The sequence below is a fragment of the Piscirickettsia litoralis genome (assembly GCF_001720395.1).
In the GTDB taxonomy this organism is placed as follows: Bacteria; Pseudomonadota; Gammaproteobacteria; order Piscirickettsiales; family Piscirickettsiaceae; genus Piscirickettsia; species Piscirickettsia litoralis.
Genome location: NZ_MDTU01000001.1, coordinates 2,684,568 through 2,695,082 on the forward strand (window position 1 = coordinate 2,684,568; position 10,515 = coordinate 2,695,082).

Below are 10,515 nucleotides of genomic sequence, written 5' to 3' on the forward strand. Positions count from 1 at the left end.
TGAATTAATGAGTTATAAGAGATAATTATTAAGTTAGGGTGATAAATAGCATGGAAAATTTGACCAATCTTATTGATTTTGAAAAAAAAGCGCGTGAAATATTAGAGCTAGGGGTTTATGATTATTTTGCTGGTGGAGCAGATGATGAAGCGACCTTAGCAAGTAATCAATCAGCATTTAAGCAGATTAAATTAAAGCCTCGAGTATTAGTTGATGTATCTAAACGTAGCACAAAGACTCGTTTTTTGGGCCATGAGCTGAGTGCTCCCGTTGTTATTGCGCCGACAGCATTTCAAGGTATGACTCATGCTGATGCTGAGTTGGGGATTGCCAAAGCTGCAGGTGAGTTTGGTACGATAATGTCACTAAGTACCATGTCAAACTGTGCTTTAGAGGATGTTAAGCAGGCAACATCAGCGCCATTGTGGTTTCAGCTTTATGTCTGTAAAAACCGTCAAGTGACACAAGCTGCGATAGAGCGTGCTGAGCAAGCTGGATATGAGGCGATTGTGGTGACTGTTGATGCACCTGTGTTTGGTCGTCGTGAACGAGATATTAAAAATAATTTTAAAATTCCTGATCATTTTTCTATGCCTAACCTAGTTGACTCGACATACGAATCGATGATTAATGCGGGAAATTTGGCAGAATATACTAATAACGCCTTTGAGAATAAGTTGAACTGGTCGGATATTCAATGGGTAAAAGAGTGCAGCCGGTTACCTGTGTTCATTAAAGGGATTATGCATGAGGAAGATGCCAAAATAGCGCTTGATTATGGTGTTGATGGGATTATCTGCTCGAATCATGGTGGCCGACAGTTGGATACCAGTGCTGCAACTATTGAACTATTGCCAGCGATTACTAATGTTATACAAGGAAAAATACCGGTTTTAGTTGATGGAGGTGTTCGGCGGGGCACTGATATTTTTAAGGCAATTGCTTTAGGGGCTGATGCTGTTTTAGTCGGTCGACCTGTAGTTTGGGGGCTAGCTATCGGTGGTGCTAATGGGGTTTATCAGGTATTAAACCACCTTAAAGATGAGTTTGACAATGCCATGGCGCTCGCAGGTTTTAATAGCGTGGATGAAATTAGAGAAAAAGGACATTCTATTTTGTTTCGTTAATAAGGGGCTGTTGTGAGTAAAAATCAGCTCCAGCACTTAATGAAGCTACTGGGGAGTATGCTTTTGGCATGTTGTTGGGGCTGATTGGCCTTGATGAAAGCCATATCTATCAAAATAACAATGCAGGGTTTTTGATTAATTTACCTCTTTAGTTTTCATCCAAATTGCAAATAAAGTATGGTATGCTGCTATTTTAAGTCACGGTAAGGGCCATTGCAATGGCACTGAATCCTTCAGAACAACAGTTTTTTGAGCAATTATTACCGTCTCGAAGCGATCAAAGTAGCAATTATTTAAATATAGAGGCTCTCAGAAACAATGCTGACTTTTTCCTATCTTATGCTGGTTTAGAGGCAGATATTCCAAAATTGGACACCACTGTAATTGTGCGAGATGGTTATGCTGTTCCTGTACGCATTTACAATCATCATCTAGAAAATTCTCCCACCTTAATTTTTTATCCTGGCTGTGCTTATGTTCTTGACTTATTTGAGGTAAATGCCATTGCCGCCTCACGTATTGCCAACTATGCTGATATTAAAGTTATTGTTGTTCGCTACCGCCTGGCTCCAGAGCATCCATTGCCTCAGCCGATCTATGATAGTTACGACGTGACCAAATACTTTTACGCTTCTCATCAAAAATGGCGTATCGATCCAGACCATTTTTTTATCGGTGGTCTCAGCTCGGGTGCACATTGTTGCGCAATTATTAGTCAATTATCCGTTAATGACCCTGATTTAACTATTAAGCAACAAGTCCTTCTCAATGGTATTTTTGACTTAACTCAATCCAGCTTAGAATTTCTTGAACAAGAGCAGCTTGACCAAATGCTGCTGAGAGACAACATCACTTTAATTATGAAGCATTGGGGGATTAGTCAAGTGGATTACGCCAAGTCATTTTATTCTCCCCTTTTTAATAATGATATCGATAATATTCCTAGTACAACGATTCTCGTTGGTGAGCATGATGGCTTTAGAAGCGATTCTGAAGCTTATTATTTAAAATTAAAGTCACATAGTGCTCATGTTGAGAAAATCATTCTTGAAGGGCAGACACATAACACTATTGTTATGCGCCAAGCTTTAAAAGATGGCAAAGACCCAGCTCATGTTATTGGTGATGTGCTGCTAAACAGAATGAAAAGGGCTTTAAAATAGTCATTTTTGCTGGTGTGACTCTGATAATCTTTAGAGACTATTGTGTTAAATAACAGTAGTGATTAAGGGGGAAAGTGAAAGGTAAAATGCTAGCACGGTCTTCCAAAAAGTTACGAGATGCTGTTAGTTGGTTCGTGCTTGAAGGGGGATTTCTCCATAAAAAAACCTTGCGAAAGCAAGGTTAATTTGGTGGGCCCAGCAGGATTCGAACCTGCGACCAATGGATTATGAGTCCACTGCTCTAACCAACTGAGCTATAGGCCCCAATGAGTTTGAGCTCATCAGCGAGCTCAAATTCTAGCTAAGTTATTCTTCTGAGTCAAGAAAACTCTTCAAAATTTCTGAACGCGTTGGGTGGCGAAGTTTACGCAATGCTTTTGCTTCAATCTGACGAATACGTTCACGCGTTACATCAAATTGCTTACCGACTTCTTCTAATGTGTGGTCAGTGTTCATATCGATACCAAAGCGCATACGCAAGACTTTTGCTTCACGCGGGGTGAGGTTTTCAAGAATATCACTCGTCGCTTGCTTGAGCGCATCGCCCATCGTTGAATCTACCGGCAGTTGCATCGTGGTATCTTCGATAAAGTCACCTAAGTGTGAATCTTCATCATCGCCAATGGGGGTTTCCATAGAAATTGGTTCTTTAGCGATTTTAAGAATTTTACGAATTTTATGCTCAGGCATTTCCATGCGCTCTGAAAGTTCTTCAGGTGTCGCTTCACGGCCGAGTTCTTGAACCATTTGACGTGAGACACGATTTAATTTGTTAATCGTCTCTATCATGTGTACAGGAATACGAATAGTACGCGCTTGGTCGGCGATAGAGCGGGTAATTGCCTGACGAATCCACCAGGTTGCATACGTCGAGAATTTATAGCCACGGCGATATTCAAACTTATCTACCGCTTTCATTAGGCCAATATTACCTTCTTGAATTAAATCTAGGAACTGTAAACCACGATTGGTGTATTTTTTCGCAATGGAGATGACCAAACGTAAGTTGGCTTCGACCATTTCTTTTTTCGCACGATGCGCTTTTGCTTCACCGATAGAAATGTTACGGTTGACTTCTTTGATCGCTGAGACATCAAAGCTAGATTGTTGCTCAAGGGCGATCAATTTTTTTGTGCACGAATCACCTCAGGTGCAAGAGACTGAAGAGATTCAGAGTAGCTTTGCTCTGCTTTAATTTGGTACTCAACCCACTCAAGGTTTGTTTCATTACCTGGGAAAATGTCAATGAAAAGTTTGCGTGGCATTTTCGCCTGGTTGATGCACAAAGCCATGATATGGCGCTCTTGCTTGCGGACCTGGTCAAGTAAGTCATGCAAGAAGTTCGTAATTTTGTCGATCATGTTTGGCTTCAATCGGAAAGTCATGAGGACTTTAGCAAGTTCATCACAGCATTCTTGGGATTTCTTATGATTGACACCATGCTTTTGTTGGGCTTGCACGGCGGCTTCATACGCCGCTTTTAGCTCAGCGAAACGCTCGGCAGCTTCTTCTAAGTCAAGAGAGTTATCGGCCGGGGCTTCTTCGCTATCTTCATCGTCAGCATCATCGGCACTGTTCGTGTCTTCGGTGAGTGTGGCGTCGAAATTGTCATCCGCTTTGTTAGCATCATCGAGCATGGAGCCAATATTGGCAGCTGGGGCTTCGTCTTCTTCTGTGATGTAGCCACTGATGATATCGTCGAGGCGAATTTCTTCAGCTTCGAATTTTGCATATTCTTCGAGAATAATTGCACTGCTTTGCGGGTGGTGGGCAATGGCTTCAAAGGCTTGTTTGACACCTTCTTCGATGCGTTTAGCAAGTTCGATCTCACCTTGGCGAGTTAATAACTCAACGCTGCCCATCTCGCGCATATACATCCGCACTGGGTCTGTGGTGCGGCCGAACTCAGCATCTGAGCCAAGCGCTGCAACAGCATCGTCAGCATCTTCGGTAGAGCTGGCGTGTTCATTCATTAATAGGCTGTCAGGGTCGGGAGCCGTTTCATAGACAGGAATCCCCATGTCGCTGATCATTGCGACAATTTCTTCGACCTCTTCCGGGCTGCTCATATCATCCGGGAGGTGGTCGTTCACTTCTGTAAACGTTAAAAAGCCTTGTTGCTTACCTCGAACAATCAGTTCTTTAAACTGTGACTTTTTTTCTTGTTGATCCATACTGACCCCTACACACTGTTTTGACTACATGGGTTAGTCAAACGTTTTATTAAAATCATGGTGAGATGCCTCACCGCTTAACCTTGTTCCTTGCATCCTACAAGTAACCGCTTAAGTTCCTCTTTTTCCATAGGTGAGAGCGCCTGTTGCTGCGCTTTGATCAGCAACTGCTCTGCAAGTCGGTTTTTCGATTTGTTTGATAAACGTTGTATTATATCAAGCAATTCATCTTGTGCATGTGATTCATTGTCAATCAATGGGTCAGTGGCTGCTAATTGTGCTAGCAAACTACCTTCTTGGCAGTGGGACCATTGTGATAAGACCATGCCCATGTTTACATGGGGCCTTGATTGACAAAATTCAAGTACTTTATATAAAAGATCACTGCCGGCCATATGGTTCGTATTAATTACCTGACTATCGACGGCTTGGCTAAGTGCTGGAAAGTGCAGCAATAACGTTAACGAGCGAGCAATCGCGTTATCCACTTGGCGTGGTGAGGCCGGTGGACTGTGCTCTATGCGATTGACGTTAGGTGAGGCTGATTTGCTGAGTAATTGACTCAGCTGGCTTTCATTCATGCCCGCTTCTTGTGCCAGTGTCGCTAATAAAATCTTTGCAAATGCACTTTCTGGTAGCTTAGCTAAAAGTGGTCTGGCTTTGTCGACCAATTCCGCGCGACCTTCTAATGTATGTAAATCCAAGCCCTTTTTAAGTTCTTGAATCATAAATATTGATAAGGGTAACGCTTTGGTTAGAGCCGTGTTAAAACCAGAAGTTCCCGACTGCCTGACAAGGCTATCTGGGTCTTCACCCTCGGGAAGCAATAAAAAGCGGAGAGTACGGCCATCGCGGACGAAGCTTAACGAGTGCTCTAGGGCGCGCCAAGCGGCTTTAAGTCCGGCATTGTCGCCATCAAAGCAGAAGGTGACGGTGTTGGTATAGCGAAAGAGTTGTTGCAAGTGAGAAGCGCCAACGGCGGTGCCTAAAGTCGCGACGGCATTGCGGATGTCATATTGGGCTAGGGCAATTACGTCCATATAGCCTTCAACAACGATAATTTCATTGAGCTTTTTATTGTATTGTAAGGCTTCGTACAACCCGTATAGCTCGCGGCCTTTGTGATATAAAGGGGTTTCTGGTGAGTTTAAATATTTAGGCTTTTCATCGCCGAGGCTACGACCGCCAAAGGCAATCGTCTGACCTTGCGGATTTCTAATCGGAAACATGATGCGACCACGAAAACGGTCATAGAGGCGGTCTTTATTCTCGATGAGCATGCCTGTTGTGATTAAGTCGTTTTGTCGTGTTGTAAAGCGCTGGCTGAGTGTATCCCAGCGTGGGGGGATATAACCCATTTGATAATCGCGAGCGATTTCACCTGAAAGCCCACGGGACTTAAGATAATGAATTGCAGTGGGGGCATGGCGTAATTGCTGTCTATAGAGCGTATTAATCTCTGTCATTAGCGTTAAGAGTGGGGCCAGATGGTCACGTTGGTGATCTTGTTCAGTAACTGGGAGTGTTAAGCCGAGAGGGTCAGCAAGCTCTTTTAGGGCATCACGAAAGCCAACCCCCTCATATTCAATGATAAAGTTAATCGCATTGCCACTCGCACCACAGCCAAAACAGTAATAAAATTGCTTGGTCGCACTGACAGTAAAAGAGGGTGATTTTTCGTTATGAAAGGGACAAAGGCCGGAGTGATTGCTGCCGGTTTTTTTGAGTTGGACTCGCTGGCCGATGGTGTCGACAATATTCGTTCGTGCGAGCACATCTTCGATGAATTCATTGGGAATTCGCTTAGCCATAATACTCCCAATAAACGACAATAGCCTCGCTTTTCATAAAGAAAAAGGGAGGCTAAATCAGCTTAGACTACGCAGACAAGCGTGCTTTAACTTTTTGGCTCACTTTGGAAAAGTCAGCTCGACTACCGAGCTCGGCTTTGAGTGGACCCATGACTTTACCCATATCTTTGGGCTCTGTCGCACCTGTTGCAGCAATGACGCGTTCAATGGTTTGGTCGACTTCAGATTCGCTCAGCATCGCTGGCAGATACTCTTGGATAATTGCTAGCTCAGCTTGCTCTTTTTCAGCAAGTTCTGGGCGCTCGGCATTTTGATACTGGGTGATTGCATCTTTACGTTGCTTCACTAGTTTATTCAAAATGACAGTGACTTTGTCATCATCCAAGGTGCTCTGGCCATCAATTTCGACCTGCTTAACTGCAGCAAGGACGAGGCGGACGGTCGTTAGTCGAGCTTTGTCTTTGGCGCGCATCGCCGCCTTCATGTCGTCTTGTAAGCGTTGCTTTAATTCTGACATGCTAGATTTTCCTTAACGGTAAAAATCTTAGTAAAGGCGAGTACGAAATTGAGTCTCGCGAGATACTTTTTTCATGTGGCGTTTAACTGCAGCAGCAGCTTTACGACGACGCACAGTCGTTGGTTTCTCGTAGTGCTCACGACGACGTAATTCAGTTAAGACACCAGCCTTTTCACAAGAACGCTTGAAACGGCGTAGTGCAACATCAAATGGTTCGTTTTCTTTAACACGAATGCTTGGCATAAATTAAATTCCTCAGCCCTTACACAATATCAGTTAGCAGATATATTATATTTAGATGCGACATTTTACCCAAGTTGGGAAAAAATGCAACTTTATCTAGTACTCTTGCGAGTATTGAGTATTATAGCTGCAATTAGAGAAATAAGTAGAGTATTGTTTGATGCGTGTATTAGGAATTGAAAGCTCATGCGATGAGACCGGTGTTGCCATCTATGATAGCGAAAAGGGCTTGATTGCTCATGAAGTTTACAGCCAGATCGAGTTGCATGCTGAGTATGGTGGTGTCGTTCCTGAAATCGCTTCACGCGATCATGTACGCAAGCTCGCACCGATGATTCAGCAGTTGCTTTTAGCGTCTAATAATAGTGCGGACAGCATCGATGGTATTGCTTATACCGCAGGCCCAGGTTTAGTCGGTGCTCTGTTGGTTGGCGCTTCTGTGGCGCAATCATTGGCATTGGCCTGGGATAAACCTGCAATTGCGGTGCATCATATGGAAGGCCATTTACTCGCGCCGATGCTCGAAGAAAAACAGCCTGAATTTCCATTTTTGGCCCTTTTAGTTTCGGGGGGCATAGTTTACTTGTTAAAGTAACGGCTATCGGTAAGTATGAATTATTAGGTGAGTCTATCGATGATGCGGTGGGTGAAGCCTTTGATAAGACAGCTAAGTTGTTGGGCTTAGGTTATCCAGGAGGCGCGGCCTTATCTAAGCTTGCAGAGCGAGGCACTCCAGGACGCTTTACCTTTCCACGCCCGATGTGTGATCGACCCGGTTTAGACTTTAGTTTCAGTGGTTTGAAAACCTTTGCTTTAAATACGTTGAAAAAGCACGGGCATGAGGATCCTCAAGTTAAAGCGGATGTTGCGCATGCTTTTCAAGAAGCAATTGTGGATGTCATGTTGTTTAAATGCAAACGAGCGTTAAAGCAAACGGGCTTAAGGCGTTTAGTTATGGCCGGTGGGGTGAGCGCCAATGCGCAATTAAGAGCAGGGCTAAAAAAAGCGAGTGAAAAAGAGGACTTCGACGTGTATTACCCACGCCATGAGTTGTGTACGGACAATGGTGCGATGATTGCCTATGCAGGGTGGCAGCGTTTACAGGCAGGGCAATTGGCCGAGACGACCTTAAAAGTGGTGCCGCGTTGGCCGCTCACAGAGCTATCTGCGCTGTAAGCCGGCCTGTTAGTTTTTCGCTTTTTTTCTGACCAATTTTAGGTTCTGTGCCATGAATGAGACGAGCGATGTTGCCTTTGTGGCGATATAGGGTAAAGATCGCCATGATGATCAGTGGCATGATATAGCCTTCTGTGCCTAACCAGTAGCTGTATAAAGGGGCAAGTACCGTTGCAGTTAAGGCAGCGAGTGATGAAATTCTAAATAAAAAGGCCATAACCAGCCAGGTGATTAGTAGGCAAAGCCCAAGAGGCCAGCTAAGCGCAATAATGGCTCCAAAGCCTGTCGCGACCCCTTTACCGCCTTGGAATTTTAAAAAAGATGGGGTATAAATGACCAAAAAAAGCAGCAAAGGCAATAATGCCGAGTCCTGCTTCTGTTAGTTGTAAGGTGTGGCCCATAATAAGGTGTTGGTTTAAGGCATGGGCGAGGGCGACAGGAATCACTCCTTTTAGGGCATCGCCAATGAGGGTGATAATTGCTGCTTTTTTGCCGCCGACGCGTAATACATTGGTTGCGCCCGGGTTGCCAGAGCCATCGGTTCTTGGGTCTGGTAATCCCATGAGTTTGCAGGTTACAATGCCGGTTGAAATTGAGCCGAGTAGATAGGCAAAAATAACAAGAGCGATGCCAATAAACATAGTGATCGAGTGTTCCTGTAGTTAATAATATAAGTATTGAATCTGAATAAGTTAGGAGCTTAGCGTGGATAGTATCTTTATTCAAGGCTTAACCGTCGACAGTCGTGTTGGGGTCTATGAATGGGAAAAAAAGCAAAACAACCGCTTGAGTTTGATATTTGCCTAGGCTTTGATATTCGCAGAGCCGCAGCAACGGACAATTGTGCAGATACAATCGACTATGATGAAGTTGCTGAAGTGTTAATTCGTGTGGTGCAAAGTGCACACTTTGAACTCATCGAGCGCATTGCTGAAGAAGTCACGCAAGCCATACTCGAATGTTTCCCTATTGAATGGATAGAGTTAGAAGTTAGAAAACCGCGAGCGATTCCTGCCGCTAAAACAACAGGAGTACGCATTAAGCGTCAGCGAGGTATTCATGCAGTCGCGTAAACAATTAGAAAAAGAGTTAGCAGAACTGCCAGAGCCAAGCATCGAACAAATGGCTCATAGCCAAAAACTCATTGAACTGTTACAAAGCGAAATTAATGATCAGCCTGAAAAGGTTATTTCATTTAAGCGTTTTATGGAGCAAACCTTATATGCACCTAATTTAGGTTATTATATGGCAGGAAGCCGAAAATTTGGCGCTGAGGGTGATTTTATTACCGCACCTGAACTATCACCGCTATTCGGTGAAACTCTTGCCTTGCAAGCCATGGATATTTTGAGTGAGTTTGACCAAAAAGAGCGGGCGTTATTGGAAGTTGGCGCGGGCAGTGGCGCACTTGCCACCGTCCTATTAGGAAAGCTCGCAGAGCTTGACCAGTTACCTGAGAAATATTTTATTTTAGAACTCAGTCCAGAGTTAATCGAGCGCCAACGAGAAAAAATTGCTGAGTTAGGGGAGCATATTTTAGCACGAGTCGAATGGCTCAACCGCTGGCCTAAATGTTTTAAGGGCATGGTGGTTGCCAATGAAGTGTTGGACGCGATGCCAGTGCATCATTTTGAAGTCATGGATCAACAAGCGATTGAAATAGGGGTGAGCTTAGAGAACAATCAGTTTTGTTGGCAAAAGGTCAAGCAAAAAAATGCTTCTACTCAAGCCGAGTTAGATCGATGCATTGTAGACTATCAATTGCCTAATGGTATGAAGACCGAGTTGAATTTAACGCTTAAGCCTTGGCTATCTGGACTCTATGATGCAATGGAGGCAGGGTTAGTGATATTGATTGACTATGGAGGGGGAGCTCAGGATATTTTTCACCCTGAGCGTATGCAAGGGTCATTACGTGCTTTTTATCGCCATCGAGTTCATCAAGATGTATTGGCTTATCCAGGATTGCAAGATATTACTAGCCATGTGAACTTTACCGAAGTTGCCAAAGCGGCGGATCAGGCAGGGTTTAATATCGCTGGTTTTAATACGCAAGCTAATTTTTTATTAAATGCAGGTTTGCTGAAGTGTATAGAAGAAAAATTAAATAATGAACAAGAGCCATTAAAACAATTAAAATTCACTCAGCAAGTGAAGCAGCTCACCTTACCTACAGAAATGGGTGAGATGTTTAAAGTGATGGGGTTAACTAAAAATTTTTCAGGTCAAGTCAAAGGATTTTCAGTACGAGATCTTTGTCATAGTTTATAGCTTTAAGTATTAATTTTAAATTATGAACATAAA

7 protein-coding genes, 1 tRNA gene and 3 pseudogenes are annotated in these 10,515 nt (G+C 43.7%); 5 read left to right on the forward strand and 6 right to left on the reverse strand.

All coding sequences use genetic code 11. The features are described 5' to 3' along the window. The first annotated feature begins 50 nt into the window (after positions 1 to 50). Together BGC07_RS13305 and BGC07_RS13310 are read left to right on the forward strand one after the other, a co-directional pair. Positions 51 to 1,127, forward strand: a complete 1,077-nt coding sequence (locus tag BGC07_RS13305) for an alpha-hydroxy acid oxidase (protein ID WP_069313500.1) — start codon at positions 51 to 53, stop codon at positions 1,125 to 1,127. Between the two features lie 218 nt (positions 1,128 to 1,345). Then, positions 1,346 to 2,290, forward strand: coding sequence for an alpha/beta hydrolase fold domain-containing protein (locus BGC07_RS13310; protein ID WP_069313501.1), 945 nt, complete (start codon positions 1,346 to 1,348; stop codon positions 2,288 to 2,290). Between the two features lie 187 nt (positions 2,291 to 2,477). On the opposite strand, the gene BGC07_RS13315 is transcribed toward BGC07_RS13310, so the two are convergent. The 5 genes and pseudogenes from BGC07_RS13315 to rpsU form a co-directional block, all read right to left on the reverse strand. Further along, a tRNA-Ile gene (locus tag BGC07_RS13315) sits at positions 2,478 to 2,554 on the reverse strand. A gap of 42 nt (positions 2,555 to 2,596) precedes the next feature. Next, positions 2,597 to 4,464, reverse strand: a pseudogene (gene rpoD, locus BGC07_RS13320) (RNA polymerase sigma factor RpoD). Between the two features lie 77 nt (positions 4,465 to 4,541). Next, a complete protein-coding gene (gene dnaG / locus BGC07_RS13325) occupies positions 4,542 to 6,275 on the reverse strand; it encodes a DNA primase (protein WP_069313502.1) in 1,734 nt (577 codons plus the stop codon). 67 nt (positions 6,276 to 6,342) lie between these two features. Beyond that, complete coding sequence (locus BGC07_RS13330) at positions 6,343 to 6,792, reverse strand: GatB/YqeY domain-containing protein (protein WP_069313503.1); 450 nt, start codon at positions 6,790 to 6,792, stop codon at positions 6,343 to 6,345. Positions 6,793 to 6,819: 27 nt separating this feature from the next. After that, entirely contained in the window at positions 6,820 to 7,035 is a 216-nt protein-coding gene (gene rpsU / locus BGC07_RS13335; RefSeq protein ID WP_016211035.1) for a 30S ribosomal protein S21, read from the reverse strand. A 160-nt stretch (positions 7,036 to 7,195) separates the two neighbouring features. Between rpsU and tsaD the strand changes: the two are divergent. Continuing rightward, a pseudogene (gene tsaD / locus BGC07_RS13340) lies at positions 7,196 to 8,211 on the forward strand (tRNA (adenosine(37)-N6)-threonylcarbamoyltransferase complex transferase subunit TsaD). Here the strand turns inward: tsaD and plsY are convergent. Further along, positions 8,189 to 8,852 (reverse strand): annotated as a pseudogene (gene plsY, locus BGC07_RS13345) (glycerol-3-phosphate 1-O-acyltransferase PlsY). The pseudogenes tsaD and plsY sit on opposite strands and share 23 nt — an antisense overlap. A gap of 120 nt (positions 8,853 to 8,972) precedes the next feature. Between plsY and BGC07_RS13350 the strand changes: the two are divergent. Together BGC07_RS13350 and BGC07_RS13355 are read left to right on the forward strand one after the other, a co-directional pair. Further along, complete coding sequence (locus BGC07_RS13350; protein ID WP_077216909.1) at positions 8,973 to 9,284, forward strand: dihydroneopterin aldolase; 312 nt, start codon at positions 8,973 to 8,975, stop codon at positions 9,282 to 9,284. Beyond that, the gene (locus BGC07_RS13355) at positions 9,271 to 10,482 is read left to right on the forward strand and encodes a class I SAM-dependent methyltransferase (protein ID WP_069313504.1); all 1,212 of its coding nucleotides are present in this window, start codon (positions 9,271 to 9,273) and stop codon (positions 10,480 to 10,482) included. Before BGC07_RS13350 ends, BGC07_RS13355 begins: the two co-directional genes overlap by 14 nt. The last annotated feature ends 33 nt before the right edge of the window (positions 10,483 to 10,515 follow it).